The organism is Streptomyces sp. MS06, assembly GCF_047200655.1.
Taxonomy (GTDB): domain Bacteria; phylum Actinomycetota; class Actinomycetes; order Streptomycetales; family Streptomycetaceae; genus Streptomyces.
Genome location: NZ_JBJZOJ010000001.1, coordinates 130,823 through 146,229 on the forward strand (window position 1 = coordinate 130,823; position 15,407 = coordinate 146,229).

Annotated in this window: 11 protein-coding genes; 1 reads left to right on the plus strand and 10 read right to left on the minus strand. The window is 75.0% G+C overall.

Going from position 1 to position 15,407, the window contains the following annotated elements:
• Positions 1–24 precede the first annotated feature (24 nt).
• The 7 genes from ACL02U_RS00540 to ACL02U_RS00570 all read right to left on the minus strand — a co-directional run bounded on the left by ACL02U_RS00540 (position 25) and on the right by ACL02U_RS00570 (position 10,766).
• Positions 25–1,113 carry a methyltransferase gene (locus tag ACL02U_RS00540; protein ID WP_412788537.1) on the minus strand — a complete coding sequence of 363 codons (1,089 nt, stop codon included), beginning with the start codon at positions 1,111–1,113 and terminating at the stop codon, positions 25–27.
• 49 nt (positions 1,114–1,162) lie between these two features.
• Positions 1,163–2,251, minus strand: coding sequence for a nitrous oxide reductase family maturation protein NosD (locus ACL02U_RS00545; protein ID WP_412788538.1), 1,089 nt, complete (start codon positions 2,249–2,251; stop codon positions 1,163–1,165).
• A gap of 167 nt (positions 2,252–2,418) precedes the next feature.
• Entirely contained in the window at positions 2,419–4,710 is a 2,292-nt protein-coding gene (locus ACL02U_RS00550) for an SWIM zinc finger family protein (RefSeq protein WP_412788635.1), read from the minus strand.
• Between the two features lie 194 nt (positions 4,711–4,904).
• Positions 4,905–7,745 (minus strand): SNF2-related protein, encoded by a 2,841-nt coding sequence (locus tag ACL02U_RS00555; RefSeq protein WP_412788539.1) that lies wholly within the window; start codon positions 7,743–7,745, stop codon positions 4,905–4,907.
• Between the two features lie 118 nt (positions 7,746–7,863).
• Positions 7,864–8,439 carry a sugar kinase gene (locus ACL02U_RS00560; protein ID WP_412788540.1) on the minus strand — a complete coding sequence of 192 codons (576 nt, stop codon included), beginning with the start codon at positions 8,437–8,439 and terminating at the stop codon, positions 7,864–7,866.
• The gene (locus tag ACL02U_RS00565; RefSeq protein ID WP_412788541.1) at positions 8,436–9,584 is read right to left on the minus strand and encodes an ROK family glucokinase; all 1,149 of its coding nucleotides are present in this window, start codon (positions 9,582–9,584) and stop codon (positions 8,436–8,438) included. Before ACL02U_RS00565 ends, ACL02U_RS00560 begins: the two co-directional genes overlap by 4 nt.
• Positions 9,585–10,028: 444 nt before the next feature.
• Positions 10,029–10,766, minus strand: a complete 738-nt coding sequence (locus ACL02U_RS00570; protein ID WP_412788636.1) for a GntR family transcriptional regulator — start codon at positions 10,764–10,766, stop codon at positions 10,029–10,031.
• A gap of 129 nt (positions 10,767–10,895) precedes the next feature.
• On the opposite strand from ACL02U_RS00570, the gene ACL02U_RS00575 reads away from it, so the two are divergent.
• Positions 10,896–11,909: a Gfo/Idh/MocA family oxidoreductase gene (locus ACL02U_RS00575; protein WP_412788542.1), complete on the plus strand. Its 1,014-nt coding sequence runs from the start codon at positions 10,896–10,898 to the stop codon at positions 11,907–11,909.
• Positions 11,910–12,136: 227 nt separating this feature from the next.
• Here ACL02U_RS00575 and ACL02U_RS00580 read toward each other — a convergent pair whose 3' ends face one another.
• From ACL02U_RS00580 to ACL02U_RS00590, 3 genes are all read right to left on the minus strand, one after another.
• Complete coding sequence (locus ACL02U_RS00580) at positions 12,137–13,324, minus strand: cytochrome P450 family protein (protein ID WP_412788543.1); 1,188 nt, start codon at positions 13,322–13,324, stop codon at positions 12,137–12,139.
• A 126-nt stretch (positions 13,325–13,450) separates the two neighbouring features.
• Positions 13,451–14,158, minus strand: a complete 708-nt coding sequence (locus ACL02U_RS00585) for a DUF2993 domain-containing protein (RefSeq protein ID WP_412788544.1) — start codon at positions 14,156–14,158, stop codon at positions 13,451–13,453.
• A gap of 334 nt (positions 14,159–14,492) precedes the next feature.
• A complete protein-coding gene (locus tag ACL02U_RS00590; RefSeq protein ID WP_412788545.1) occupies positions 14,493–15,308 on the minus strand; it encodes an AIM24 family protein in 816 nt (271 codons plus the stop codon).
• Positions 15,309–15,407 lie beyond the last annotated feature (99 nt).

The following is a 15,407-nucleotide window of genomic DNA, read 5'->3' on the forward strand; positions in this document are numbered from 1 at the left end:
ACCGGACCGGCGGCGGCGCGTGCGTCAGGCGGGGACTCGGCAGTCGAAGGCGTGCAGGTAGGGGTTGACCGGGTGGATGCCGTGGACGGCGAGTCCGGCGCCGGTGAGCCGGGCGGTCATGCTCTCGGTGGTGTGCTTGGCGCCTCCGACGTTGAGGAGGAGCAGCAGGTCCATCGCGGTGCTGAACGGCATGGAGGGGGTGTCGTCGACGAGGTTCTCGATGACCACGACCCGGGCTCCCGGGCCGCCCGCCTCGATGACGTTGCGCAGGGTGCGGGCGGTGCTGTCGTCGTCCCACTCCAGGATGTTCTTGATGATGTAGACGTCGGCCCGGACCGGGACGGCGGCCCGGCAGTCGCCGGGCACGATCCGCACCCGGTCCGCGAGCGAGCCGCCGGGGCGGAGCCGCGGGTCGGCGCGTTCGACGACGCGCGGCAGGTCCAGCAGGGTCCCCTGCATCGCGGGGTACTTCTCCAGCAGCCCGGCCACGACGTGGCCCTGCCCGCCGCCGACGTCCGCGACCGAGGTGCTGCCGGACAGGTCCAGGTGGTCCGCGACGTCGCGCGCGGACTGGGCGCTGGACCGGGTCATGGCCCGGTTGAAGACCTCTGCGGACTCGGGGGCGTCCTCGTTGAGGTAGGTGAAGAACTCCTTGCCGTAGAGGTCCTCGACGACGTTCCCTCCGGTGCGGACCGCCTCGTCGAGCCGGGGCCAGGCCGCCCAGGTCCACGGCTCGGTGCACCACAGGGTGATGGAGCGCAGGCTGTGCGGGTCGTCCTCGCGCAGCAGCCGGGAGACGTCGGTGTGGACGAACGTCCCGTCCTGCTGTTCGGCGAAGACTCCGTGGCAGGTCAGGGCCCGCAGCAGCCGGCGGAGTGTCCCCGGGTCGGTCCGCACGGCGGAGGCCAGGTCCTCGGCGGTCGCGGGGGCGTCGCCGAGCGCGTCGGCGACGCCCAGCCGGGCCGCCGCGCGGAGAGCGGCCGCCCACGCGGCCCCGAAGGCGAGTTCCCTCAGCCGCATGGCGGGCGGCGGGGCGGGGGCGCCGGCCGGGGGGTGGACGGCGGGGCCGGACCCCGTGGCCCCGGCGGGCGGTGTCGTCTGAGCGGTCGTCATCTGCGGTGTCCTTTCCTTCCCGGGCCTTCGGCGGCCGCGGGTCGCCCGGTCAGCACAGTCCCGCGGGGCGGGACGCCCGGCAGTCGTTGCCGCGGAAGGTGTTGTCCTTGCCGGTGGCCACGTCGACGAGGTCCGCCGGGGAGTTGTCCTTCAGCACGTTGTCCGTGACGCGGTTCCGGTCGCTGGTGACGCCCACGAAGCTCTTGAACAGCACGACGCCGCCCGACATCGGGGAGGTGCCGGCGTTGCCGGTGATCAGGTTCCGGGTCACCAGGGTGTCCTCCGCACCGGTCAGCACGATGCCGGAGCCCTGGATGGCGTTCAGCCGGGCGGTCTTCGGGCAGGACTTGTTGTTCCGGTCGACGCGGTTGCCGCGCACGGTGAGGGCGCCGGCCTTGGGCTTGTTCTCGTCGCCGACGACGAACATGCCGGCGCAGTTGCCGGCGAGCAGGTTGTCCTCGACGGTGAGGTTGCGCAGGCGCCGGACGGTGAGTCCGATGCGGTTGCCCTGGAGGCGGTTGTGCGCGACGACGGTGCCCCGGGTGTCCTGTGCACCTGCCTCGCTGCGGATCGTGTTGGCGAGGAACAGGCCCGCGTCCCCGTTGTTCCGGGCGGTGTTGTGGCGGAACTCCGCGCGGACGGAGCGCTCCTGGGCGATGCCCCACACGCCGTTGCGCACCGCGGTCACCTTGCGCACGGTCAGGCCGTCGGTGGCCATCGAGAACAGTCCGGTGCTGGTGAAGCCGGTCACGGTCAGGTCGGCCACGGTGACGCCGCGGACGTCCCGGTCCTTGCTGCCCACCACGCAGATGCCGTTGCCGCCCTCCGCGCAGCCGGTGGCGGCGGCCCGGTCGGCCGCGGGGGCGACCTTCGTGTCGCCGGGCGAGATCACGGTGTCGCGGCCGACGCCCCGCAGGGTCAGCCCAGGGGTGGTGATCTTGACGCTCTGGCGGTAGGTACCGACGGTCAGCTGGACGGTGTCCCCCGGAGCGGCCGCGTCCACCGCCTTCTGGATCGACTGGCCGGGGAAGACGAGGTGGACGCGGTGTCCGGGATGCGCGGCCGGCGGGGCGGCCCCGAGCCCTGCCCCGAGGAGTGCCGCGGTGCACACCAGATAGGTGAGAGGGTATTTCTTCATATTTCGCACGCTAAGGCGCTTCCTTCCCGGGCGGGCGGTATAGGCCATCTGATGGCGTGTCACCGGGCATCCGGGAAGTCCCGGCGTGTCGCACCTGGTCGGGGGGCACGTCGCCGCCGCGGTGCGGGCGGGCGCGGGAGCGCTCGGCCACCGGTAGGGGGAACGGCTCAGCAGCCGCCGTGGACGTCGGCACCGGTGAGCGCGCCCACCGGGTCCGGGTCGGCGGTGCCGCGCGGCCACCAGTCGTCCGTGCCGGGCTCCGACTCGTAGGCGTACCACAGGCCGTCCCGGCCGAAGCGGAGCTGGAGGTGTCCGGCCGGGTGGGTGAGGCGGTTGCGCGACGGCCGGAAGGCCGGCAGGTCGGCCGCGAGGAGCAGCGGGCGGGCACGATCGAAACGCCCGGCGGGTGGATCCCAGGGCTCCTCCATTACGGCGAGCCCGTCGGGCCCGCCCTGCCGCCAGGCGGCGACCGCCCGGGCCAGCTCGGCCGGGGTGCGGCCGGCCGCCGAGGCGAGCGAGGCGTACAGGGCGCGGGTGGCGGCGGTGAGCCCGGAGCCGGGGCGGGCGGCCGCCAGGCGCACCGCGTCCTGCCACAGCGTCAGCGTGCCGACCGGGTCGGTCGCGGTGGTGAGCAGGGTGTGCGCGCGGGCGGCGGCGTCGGACGCCAACTGGTCCAGGGCGAAGGGGTCGGGCCCGTCGGGCACGCCGGGATAGGCGGGCGGCTGCTCGGGGTGCGCGGGCACCGCCGGCGGCTCGGGCAGCGGCGGCAGCCGCCGTTCGGCGAGGGCCTCGACGGCCCTCACCCCCGGCAGCGGCTCCGGCTGCCGGCTGCGTGCGGCGCGGACGGCGCTGCGGCGGGACAGCGCGTCCAGCAGCTCGCGCTCGCCGCGGCCGCGCAGCAGGAGCAGGACGAACGGGTCGGCGTCCAGCAGCCTTGCCGTCTGGTAGCAGAGGGCCGCGGCGTGCTTGCACGGGTGGCCGCGGTCCGGGCAGCTGCACCGCGGATCCAGGTCGCCGGGGCCGGGCAGCAGTGGGACGCCGCAGTCGGCGAGGGAGTGCGGCATCTCCTTGTCGAGCAGTGCGGCGATGTGCCCCGACCGGTCGGCGGCGGCATCCAGGAACCGCTCCCAGTCCGCGTCACGCAGCGTGCGCAGCCGCACCTGGACGCGGTACGGGCGGGGGCGGCTGCCCTGCACGTACGCCAGCAGGAGCCCCGGCGTCACCGTGATCGCGTCCACGCTGCCCTGCTGCGCGTACCGGCGGCCCCGGACCAGCCGCCGGACGTCCAGCGCGCCCTCCTCCAGCGCGGTGACCCAGGCGTTGCCCCACCAGGTCTCCGCGAACCGGTCGCCGTCGCCGGCGGAACGGGTCCCGCCCGCGGCGGCCGGGAAGGCGGGGAAGGTACGCCGGTGATCGCCGTCGCGAGCGGGCGCCGCCATCGAAGTCGGGGTACGGGGAGCCCCGGTCGGGCCCGTTGCGGCGGGTGGGTGGTGCGACGCGGACGGGAGGTCCGCCTCGTGGAGGTGCGGGTCTTCGGACGAGTACGGGACTTCGGCCGAGGCTGACCTCGGGTCCTCGGGTGCAGGCGCCGGGCCGGACGGGCGCGGGGCCTGCGGCGGGGACGGGATGTGCGGCCGAGGCGGGGTGTGCGGCGGAGGCGTGCGGGGCGGTCGGGCGGGCTCGGACGGGGCCGGGGTGACGGGTGGCCGCGGGGTGTCGGGGGCGGGGCCGCCCGGGGGCCGGGATCGGCCGGCGGGAGCGTCGGCGGGCGGCGTCGGGTGCGGGGCGCGGTCGGAGGGCCGTGCCCGGGTGAGGGACGGCGTCTCGCGGCCGGCCGGGGAGTCGGGCTCCGTGCGGTTCCCGGGGCGCGGCGCATGCTCCCCCAGCCGCTCCGTCCCGGTCCCGGCCCCGGTCTCCCGGGCGGCGTCCGCCGAACTCCGCCGGGCCTCGGCGCGGGCGGCCCGCAGTGCCTGACGTGCCACGTCCGCCGGGCGGGCGGTGTCGCGGTCGGACCTCTCCGTCGCGCCGGCGGACCGCCGTGTCGGACCGGCGGACGGCGCGGCCGGGCCGCCGGCAGGCCGAGCCGCGTCGCCTCGCGCCGCGGCGGAGCCGTCGGTGCGCGGGGGGTGCGGTCCGGCGGAGTCACCCGAGGTGATCCCGGGGGGACTCCCTGCGGGCCCCGCGACAGCGCCCGTGACGGGGCCAGCGGTGGTGTCCTCCGCCGCCGGCCCGACGGGTTCGGCCCCGGAGGCCACGGAGGCCCCGGAGGTCGGGGCGTCGGCGGAGGTCGGGGCGTCGGCGGAGGTCGGGGCGTCGGCGGAGGCCCCGGGCCGCCGGCGGCCCCGCCTCTGCGCCGCGGCCCGCCTGAGTGCCGCGCGAGCGGCGTCGGCGGCCCGCGCGCCTCCGCCGACCGGCGCACCCCGGTCCCCGGCCCCCGTCGGTGCCGGGAGCCCCGGCACGTCCCCGCCGCTGCCGCCGGCGGGAGCGCCGCCGCAGGAGGGGGCTGGCTGTTCGGCCGCCGCCCGGCGGGGCGGCTCAGCGTCACCGTGGTCGGAGTGGCCACCACGGTGGGAGAGGTCACCACGGTCGGAGTGGTCGCGGGCCTCGCGCAGGGCGCGTCGGGCCGCGTCGGCGGGGCGGTCGGTGCTGCTCATCACGTCCCCCTGCGCAGCGAGACCAGGTCGGCCAGTTCTCGGTCCGTCAGCTCGGTCAGCCCCGACTCGCCGGAGCCCAGGACGGCGTCCGCCAGAGCGCGTTTCGCGGCGAGCATCTCGGCGATGCGGTCCTCGACGGTGCCCTCGGTGATCAGGCGGTGGACCTGGACCGGCTGGGTCTGGCCGATGCGGTAGGCGCGGTCGGTGGCCTGTTCCTCCACGGCCGGGTTCCACCAGCGGTCGAAGTGGACGACGTGCCCCGCCCTGGTCAGGTTGAGGCCGGTGCCGGCCGCCTTCAGTGACAGCACCAGCACGGGGACGGCGCCGCTCTGGAAGCGGTCCACCATCCGTTCGCGCTCGGGGATCGCGGTGCCGCCGTGCAGCAGGTCGACGGGGACGGCTCGGGCGGTGAGGTGGGCGGCGATCAGCCGGGCCATGCCGACGTACTGGGTGAAGACCAGGGCGGAGCCGTCCTCGGCGAGGAGCGTGTCCAGCAGTTCGTCGAGCAGGGCGAGTTTCCCCGAGCGGGCGGCGAGCCGGTCGGTGTCCCGTCCGGTGTGGCGCTCCTTCAGGTAGAGCGCCGGATGGTCGCAGATCTGCTTCAGGGCGCCCAGCAGCTTCAGCACCAGGCCCCGGCGGGCGATGCCCTGCGCCGACTCGATGGCGAGCATCGACTCGCGGACCACGGCCTCGTACAGCGAGGCCTGTTCGCGGGTGAGCGGAACGGGGTGGTCGGTCTCCGTCTTGGGGGGCAGCTCGGGGACGACGCCGGGGTCGGACTTCTTGCGGCGCAGCAGGAAGGGGCGGACCAGCCGGGCCAGCCGCGCCACCGCCTCCTCGTCCTCCCCGGTCTCGACAGCGCGGGCGTGCCGGGCCCGGAACGACTTCAGGGGGCCGAGCAGGCCCGGCGTCGTCCAGTCCAGCAGGGCCCACAGCTCGGAGAGGTTGTTCTCGACCGGGGTGCCGGTCAGCGCCACGCGCGCCGGGGACGGGATGGTGCGCAGGGCTCGGGCGGTCGCCGAAACGGGGTTCTTCACATGCTGCGCCTCGTCGGCGACCACCATGCCCCAGGGCCGGTCGGCCAGGGCCGGTGCGGCCGAGCGCATCGTGGCGTAGGTGGTGAGGACGAAACCGCCGTCCAGGCCTTCGAGGCTGCGGTCGGATCCGTGGTGGCGGCGGACCGGGACGCCGGGGGCGAATCGGGTGATCTCCCGCTGCCAGTTGCCGAGCAGCGAGGCCGGGCAGACGACGAGGGTCGGCTCGGCGCGGGCGCGGGCGAGGTGCAGGGCGATGACGGTCACGGTCTTGCCGAGCCCCATGTCGTCGGCGAGGCAGCCGCCGAGGCCGAGGGAGGTCATCAGCTCGAGCCAGGCCAGTCCGCGGAGTTGGTAGTCGCGGAGGGTGGCGTGCAGGCCGGGCGGCGGTTCGGCGGGGCGCAGTCCGGCGGTGAGCCGCTCCCTCAGGACGGCCAGCGCCCCGACGGGGACGGCCTCGACCGTCTCGCCGTCGACCTCCGTGGAACCGGTGAGCGCGACGGACAGCGCGTCGACCGGGTCGAGCAGGCCGAGTTCGCGCTTGCGGGCCTTGCGGACGAGGGCCGGGTCGACGAGCACCCATCGGTCCCGGAGCCGGACGACGGGGCGGTGCGCCTCGGCGAGGGCGTCCATCTCGGCCTCGGTGAGGGGATCACCGTCGAGGGCGAGCTGCCAGCGGAACCGGAGCAGTTCCCCGCTCTCGAAGAAGCCGGTGCCGTCGGTCGCCGAGCCCGGTGCGGGCCGTACCTCGGCGCGGGCGCTGAGGTCGTGGGCCAGGTCCCGGGGCCAGTGCACGGCGACGCCGGCCGCGGCGAGCCGGGTGGCGGCGACGCCGAGCAGTTCGCCGAGTTCGGCTTCGGAGAGGGTCAGCACGTCCGGTGCGTCCTGCTCGGTGAGCCGGGCGAGGGGCGCCCAGACCCGCGCCGCGCGCCGTACCGCCAGGGCCGCGTCGACGCGTGCGCGGGGGCCGAACGCGGCGTCCGCCCCGCCCGACCACAGGGCCGCCGCGTCGGCCACCAGGGTGGGGTCGGCGAGGCTGTGCACCTGCACGATCACCGCGGCGGCGCTGCGGCTGCCGTCGCCGTCCTCCTCGGTGTCGAACAGGTCGTCGGCAGACAGGTCCAGGCGCAGCGAGACGCGGACGCCCGCGTCCATGCCGGCGGCGACCTCCGCGGCCCAGTCCCGGGCGCCGGGCAGGTGTTGCGCCTCGCGGGCGGCGAAGGGCCGGCCGAGGGCGTGCGGGGCGGCGGGAGTGCGGGGCAGGGTGTCGGCGACCGCGTCGAGGAAGGCGCGCATCAGCGCTTCGGGCGCGGGCAGTCGCAGCGGGCCCGGGCCGGGCAGCGGAACGGCGTGGCCCTCGGGGGGCAGGGCGGCGGCGACGGCTCTCAGGTGGGCCAGGTCGTCCGGGTCGAGCGGGCCGGCCCGCCAGGCGTCGTGACCGGTCGGGGTGAGGCCGGGCAGCAGGCGGCCGCGGGCCGTGAGCCGCAGGGCGTGCAGTGCGGCCGCGCCCCAGCAGGCGGTGGCGGGGTGGGCGGCGGGGTCGCGGCGGGCACGCACGAGCAGCGGCAGTGCCTCGTCCAGCGGCAGCGTGAGTGCGGGGGTGTCGCGGCGGCGGACGGTACTGCCGTGGCGCCGTACGACCGTGAGCCGCGCCGGTTCCACGGGGTCCGGCTCGGGCAGGGGCGCGCCGTCGGGGTCCCAGAAGGCGACGCGTCCCGCGCGCGGCAGGGGCGCGGGAAGGAAGACGGCGGCGAGCCGCACCGGCACCCGCTCGGCGCGCCGGGCCGGCGCGGTCGTGTCGCCCATGGGTCCTGCCACCTCCCGTCCACCGGACGTCCGCCGATCGGACCGAACGTCTTCGACTCTACGGGCGGGCTCTGACAACCGGCCCGGGAGGACCGCGGGAGGCGGCCGCCCGGCGGTGTCAGGGGACGGTGCGGGAGACGACGTACACCATCGGGTAGTCCGGGTCGGACATGTTCACCACGACGTCCTGGGTGGGGGCGGGGTCCTTCTGCGTGTGCACCAGGCCCCACCAGGGCCCGGGTCCGGTGAAGTCCCACCCGGTCACGGTCCGGTCGCGGCCGCTGATGGGCAGGGCGCCCTGCCTCAGGTGCGTCCGGTCGGTGCCCATGGCCTCCAGGAAGGCGTCCAGTCCGGCGCTGCGGGCCTCGAACTGGGTGTAGAGGCGGCTGGTCTTCCAGTTGTTGGTCTCGTAGTGGGCGACCTTCCAGGCCGGCGAGGGGACCGGGACCTCGTAGAGGCGGCGCTGCACCCTCGACGGCCACCCGGTGGTCAGGCCGGTCGCGGAGTACTTGTCCGCCTTGTCCTTGCCGGCGTCGCGGCTCTGGTCGGCGGAGATCATCAGGTAGCCGGCGGGGACGCCGATGAGCAGCACGATGATGAGCAGGGTGAGCGCCCTGCGCCGGATGCGGTGGCCGCGGTCCTCGGGGCGCGGCTCGGCGGGGGCCGCGGTGCGGTGCGGCAGCGAGGCGGTCACACGGTGTCCCGGGTGGCGCGGCGGGCCTGGACGTACCGTTCGTAGCGTTCGTTGCGCTCGACGCGGCGCCGCTTGGCGCGCCGGAACCGTCGGGCCACCAGGCGGGCCAGGTCCGCGGCGCCGACCATGCCGGCCTCGGGGCCGAGCTGGGCACGCACCAGACGGGCCTCGGGGCGGTAGCCGCGTCCGGTGAGGTGGCGTTTGAACGCGTCCCGTGCGGGGCCGATCAGCAGGTCGTCGGCCGCCGACACGCCGCCGCCGATGACGAAGCAGGACGGGTCGAGGGCGGCGGCCAGGTTGGCGATGCCGACACCGAGCCACTGGCCGATGTCCTGCAGCAGTTCCACGCACATGGCGTCGCCCTGGCGGGCCAGCTCGGTGATCACCGGGCCGGTGATGTCCCCGATGTTGCCGTTCACGTGCTCGATGATCCCGTACGCCACCGGGGAGTCCGCCGCGGCCAGTTCCCGGGCCTCTCGGACCAGGGCGTTGCCGGAGCTGTACTGCTCCCAGCAGCCGCGGTTGCCGCAGGGGCAGCGGTGGCCGCCGGGCACGACCTGCATATGGCCGAACTCGCCCGCCACGCCGTACTTGCCCCGCTTCACCTGGCCGTCCTCCAGGATGGCCCCGCCGATACCGGTGCCGAGGGTGATCATGACGAGGTGGTCCTCGCCGCGTCCGGCGCCGAACCGCCACTCGGCCCAGGCGGCGGCGTTGGCGTCGTTGTCGACCAGGACGGGAACGGCGAGCCGTCCGGAGAGGCGGTCGCGCAGCGGCTCGTTGCGCCAGGACAGGTGCGGCGCGAACAGGACCCGGTTGCGGTCGGCGTCCACCCAGCCGGCCGCGCCGATCCCGACCGCGTGCACGTCGTGCCGGTCGGACAGGTCCAGCACCAGTTCGACGATGGTGTCCTCCACCACCTGGGGGCTCTTGGACTTGTCCGGGGTCTCGGCGCGCAGCTTCTCCAGGATGTTGCCGTCGGCGTCGACGACGCCCGCCATGACTTTCGTACCGCCGATGTCGATGCCCACCGTCGGCACCCGGGGCGCCGTCAGATGGGAGCGGCGCTCCCGGGTGCCGACGGTTCTCAGGGCCGGAGCCCGGCGGGAGCCGATGGGGGCGGTGAGGTCGCGGTAGGTGCTCATCGGCCCCGATTGTGCCTCACCGTGCGGGCCGGTGCGGGGTGGGGCGGCACGGCGCGGGGGCCGTCGCCGGCGGTGGCGCGCGAGCAGCCGCGGGGCGTGGCGCAGGGCGCCCAGGTCGGAGCCCCCGGGCGGCTGCGGGGGCAACTCGTGCCGCGGTACGGAGGCGTGCGGGACGGAGGCGTGCGGGAGGCGGGCCCGCCGTCGCGCCCCGCCTCGGCGGGGCGAACCGCTTCCGCCGCGAGCCTCCGTGGTGCGGGTGGCGGGTCGCAGGTGAGGAGTGCCACGCCGGGGCCGCGTTCACCCGCCGCCGCGGGCGGTTCGGGGCCACGCCGGGCCGGGCTCCGTTCCGGAGGACATGTTGTCCGGTCATCAGGACATGAACGCACGGCAGACCGGTGGCCGGTGCGGGCGGGGTGGTCGAGGTGCTCGGGGCCGCCCGGGAACTCAGGGGCGCACGAGGAGCTGGAACTCGAAGGAGTAGCGGCCGGGCCGGTAGGTGTGGTCGGCGAACTCGACCGCCCGGCCGGTGTCGTCGAACGTCGTGCGCCGCATGGTGAGCAGCGGGGCGCCCGCGTCCTCCCCGAGCCGCTCGGCCTCGGCGGCGGTGGCGGCACGGGCACCGATGGACTGGCGCGCGCTGTGCAGGGTGATGCCGGCGGAGCGCAGCAGGCGGTACAGGCCGGTGCCCTCCAGCCGTGCGGTGTCCAGGTCCAGCAGGCCGGGCGGCAGGTGGTTGCAGAGGTACGCCATCGGCTCCCCGTGCGCCAGTCGGAGCCGTTCCACGCGGTGCACGTCACCGCCTTCGGACACCCCGAGCGCCGCCGCGACCTCGGCGGACGCCGGCACCACCGTGTTGACCAGGACCCTGGTGGCCGGCTGCCGGCCGGCCGCCTCCAGGTCGTCGTAGAGGCTGCTGAGCTCCAGCGGCCGCTCGACCCTGCTGTGCACGACCTGGGTGCCGACGCCCCGGCGGCGCACCAGGAGGCCCTTGTCGACCAGGGACTGGATGGCCTGGCGGACGGTCGGGCGGGACAGACCGAGGCGTGCGGCGAGCTCGATCTCATTGCCGAGCAGGCTGCCCGGGGTCAGCTCGCCGCGCTCGATAGCCGCCTCCAACTGCTGGGACAGCTGGAAGTACAGGGGGACCGGGGAGCTTCTGTCCACCCCGAGGTCGAGCCGCACGGTCGGGTCCGTTCCTGGTTTGGGCACGGCCCGAGCGTAGCCCCGTGCGCTGTTGACGGGAAGTTGTGCCGTCAGGTTGTCCGGACAAACTCATTGACAGCGTGCCGGGGCGCGCCGCACTTTTGATCCATGCGCATCGGGGTCATCGGGACGGGCCGGCTCGGCACCGTCCACGCGAACACGCTGAGCCGCCATCGCGAGGTCGGCTCCCTGATCCTCACGGACGCCGAGCCGGCGCGGGCCCAGGCCCTGGCGCTGAGGCTGGGCGAGACGGCCGCTCCGGGAGTCGACGAGATCTTCACCTGGGGTGTCGACGCGGTGGTGATCACTACGGCGACGCAGGCCCACGCGGAGCTGATCGGCCGGGCGGCCCGGTCCGGCCTGCCGGTGTTCTGCGAGAAGCCCGTCGCCCTGGACCTGCCGGGCACGCTCCAGGCGATCGCCGAGGTGGAGGCGGCCGGAACCGTGCTGCAGATGGGCTTCCAGCGCCGCTTCGACGCGGGCCACGCGGGTGCCCGGGAGGCGGTGCGTTCCGGCCGGCTCGGCAGGCTGCACACCGTGCGGGCGGTGACCTCCGACCACGCGGTGCCGGAGGCCTCGTGGCTCGCCGCGTCGGGCGGGCTGTTCCGGGACACCCTGGTCCACGATTTCGACGTCCTGCGCTGGGTGACCGGCCGCGAGGTGGCCGATGTGTACGCGGCCGGCTCGGATGCCGGTCCCGGGGTGTTCCGGGAGGCGGGGGACGTCGACACGGCCGCGGCCGTCCTCACGCTGGACGACGGCACGCTCGCCACCGCTACGGCGACCCGGCTTAACGGCGCCGGCTACGACGTGCGCATGGAGCTCGCCGGAGAGAGGGACCAGATCGTCGTCGGGCTGGACGACCGCACCCCGATCGCCTCGACCGAGCCGACCGGGCCGCCGGCCACCGACAAGCCCTGGCCAGGTTTCCTGGAGCGTTTCGCGCCCGCCTACGAGGCGGAGCTGGCGGCGTTCGTGGAGGTGGTGCTGGGTGAGCGGGCCAACCCCTGCGACGGCCGGGAGGCGCTGCAGGCGCTGCGGATCGCGGAGGCCTGCGAGGTCTCGCGGCGGGAGCGCAGGCCGGTGCGGCTGGCGGAGATCCCGGTCCGGGCCGGGGACTGACGCCGGCCGCGGACCCGTCCGGCGCCCCCGCCGGGACCACCGCCCGCCGGGCTCGGCCCCCACCGGTGCGCGGCCCCGCCCAGGCCCGCGGCCGGCCCCGGGCGGCCGGGTGCCGACGGGCCCGGGCGACTCCGTGCCAGGGCCTGGCGATGCGGTGCCCGGGTGAGGTCGTGCCCGGGTGACGCACCCGGTCAGGGTGCCGGGATGCGGCGGACCGTGGCGGCGGGCTACCAGCGCACCGGCAGGCTGCGCACGCCGCGTATCAGCGTGCCCGGCAGCCACTCCCCGGCAGGACCGTCCGGGGCGAGTCCGGGTGCCCGGTCCAGGAGGGTGCGTATCGCGGTGCGCGCCTCGAGGCGGGCGAGAGGGGCGCCGAGGCAGTAGTGGATACCGTGGCCGAAGGCGAGGTGGCCGCGGTCGTCACGGCGCATGTCGAAGCGGTCGGGATCGGGGAAGCGGTCGGCGTCGCGGCCGGCGGCGGTGAGCCCGATCGTCACCGAGTCCCCCCGGCCGATGCGCGTCCCGCCGATCTCCAGCGGCTCCGCGGCGAACCGGAAGGTGGCGTTCTCCACCGGGCCCTCGTACCGCAGCATCTCCTCCACCGCGCCGTCGAGCAGGTCCGGCTCGGCTCGCAGCTCGGCGAGGCGGTCGGGGTGGCCCAGCAGGGTGTGGACGCCGCTGGTGATGAGGTTGACGGTGGTCTCGTGGCCGGCGACCAGGAGGAGGAAGGCCATGCCCAGCAGCTCCTGCGCCGACAGCCGGTCGCCGTCGTCCGCGGTGGTGCGGATCAGGTCGCTGAGCAGGTCGTCGCTGGGGCCGGCACGCCGCTTGCGCTCGATCAGCTCACCGAGGAACTCGGCGAGCCCGACGAAGGCGGCGTGCTCGCTCTCCGCGCCGGCGGGCGCGACGGTCTCGTTGGACAGCTTGCGGAACTCGGCGCGGTCCAGCTCGGGGACGCCGAGCAGCTCGCAGATGACGGTGATCGGCAGCGGGTAGGCGAAGGCATCCACCAGGTCGGCGCGGCCGAGCGGCAGCATCGCGTCCAGCAGCTCGTCGGTGATCTGCTGGACGCGTGGCCGCAGCCGTTCCACCCGGCGCACCGTGAAGGCGCGCGACACGAGTGCGCGCAGGCGGGTGTGCTGGGGCGGGTCGGCGGTCAGCAGGTTGGTGCCGATCAGCTCCCTGTCGAGGAAGATCACGCCGATCCTGCTGCCGTCCTTGGCGAGCCGGGGGTCGGCGAGCGCCGCGCGCGCCTCCTCGTATCCCACGACGAGCCAGGTCACGTGGTGCGCCTCGGGTTCCGGCAGCCGCACCCGGTGGACCGGGCCGCGCTCCCTCAGTCGTGCGTACACCCGGTGCGGGTCGTCGCGGAACGCGCTGCCGTACTCCCCCAGGTCGACGATCTCGTCCGCCACCCCGGTCTCCCCTCCCCGTAGGACCCCGTACACGCGTTGAACGCGCGAGCCGCCGGTGAAGTGCCCGAAACACGGGGTCTCGACCACCCGGTCCCGGGACGGGGCACGACGGGGGCGTCCGGGCGGTCAGCGGGCGAACCGGCTGCCCAGGACGACCTGGTGGCCGACCAGGTCCATCCGCACACCGTCGTCGCCCGCGTGCACGGCGGTGACGCCGACACCGTCGGGCAGCGGGATGCGCCACATCGCGCTGCCGCGCTTCACCCCCGGGATGTCGATCCCGAACTCGTCGCCGGCGAGCTGGAGCTGCGCGGTGGTGTGGACGGGCGTCTTCGCGCCGGTCTGGAAGTCGACCAGGTCGCCCGACACGGTGACCTTGTCGCCACCGGCCGGCGCGACGGTGAACTGCCCGTTCGCGAGGCGCCCGATGACGGCGGCCAGGCTGTCGTAGGGGAGGGTGAGGGAACCGGAGGCGCGGTTCGCCTCCGCGGAGCGCGCGGTGAAGGACGGCGCCCGCACGTCGTACAGGTCGATGTGCAGGCCGGTGAGGTCGAGGTAGCCGCCGGAGCGGTTCGTCTCATTGCTCACCGTGAGGTGGTCGGCGTCCAGCTCGACATGGCCGAAGTGGCGGCCGAGAAGCTGGGTGACGAACGGGAAGCCGGTGACGGACACGCTCAGGTTGGCGTCGGTGCCGCTGCCGTACCCGTACTTCTGCGCCGCGAGATGCGCGGCCTCCCTGTTCGCGTAGTGCACCGCGAGGCGGTCCGCCGCCGCGAACAGCACGGCGAGCACCACCACTGTGATCGTGAGGACCTTCACCCATCGGCGTCGCACGCCGTTCCCCCCTCGTTCCCCGTTCTCCTGCGGAAGCCTCCGGATCGTTGGTCGCCGGCGGAGGCTTCCCGATCATTGTGCAGTGCACCCGAGTCCGCGCTGCAGCGGGCCCCCGCAGTCGGGTCCGCGGCCCGGAGCGAGGGCCCGCCAGGATAACGATTGGCATGCCAATGACAATTCCGTGGATTCCACGGCACGTCTGTTGAATTCCGGGGAAGTCAATAACCAGTGGGCCCGGCTCCGCGCGGTGGAGCCGGGCCCACCCGTCCGGCGGACCGGGGACGGCGGGCCGCGGCGCACGGGCCCCGGTCTCCGCCGGGCGCACTCCGCCGGCTCATCCGGCGTGCGTGGAGAAGAGCCCGCCGGTCGGGCCCTGTTTGTCGCCGCCCTGCGCCTTCTTCAGGGCGTTCGCGAGACCCTCGATGGTCAGGGACTGCAGGATGACCCGGCCGCGCCCCTCCAGCGTGGCCAGGGACAGGCCCTCACCGCCGAAGACCGCGTTCATGAGGCCCTGCCGGTTGAGGCCGCCGATGCGCTGGACGCCGTACTGGATGCCCTCCTCGAAGGCGACCACGCAGCCGGTGTCGACCTCGATGCGCCCGCCGAAGTCGGACGGGTCGAGGTCGATGAAGTTGCCCGCGCCGGCGATGACCACCGTGCCGTGCCCGGTGAACTTCTCCAGGATGAAGCCCTCCCCGCCGCTCATGCCGGTACGCCCGCCGCGGAAGGCGATGCCGAAGTCGACCGTGGACTCGGCGGCCACGAAGGCGTCCTTCTCCGCGAACCAGGCGCGACTGCCGTCCAGCTCCAGGGCGCGCATCTCGCCGGGAAGCACTCCGGCGAAGCCGACGGTCCCCTCGCCGCCCTGCGAGGTGAAGTACTGGAAGGCGAGCGACTCACCGGCCAGGGCCCGCTGGCCGACCTGCATGGCCGTCCCCATGGCCTGACGCAGCATGCCGCCCATGCCGCCGCCCCCACCGCCCTGCTGCGAACCGCCGCTGTTCGACGGGCCGGACAGGCGGGTCTCCATGGTCACGTTCGCGGTCTTGAACAGGAACTTTCCCGCCTCGCAGTAGACGGTCTGACCGGGTTGCAGGTTCACGACCGCCATCTGCATGGCGTTGCCGACGATTTCTTGCTGAAGAGTCACACGGTGCATAACGCGCAAGCGGCGGCGCGAAGTTCCAACCCTGCCGGAGATGTCGGCAACTTTCACTTTTGTCCGATACGAGGTGTGCGAGACCGCCGG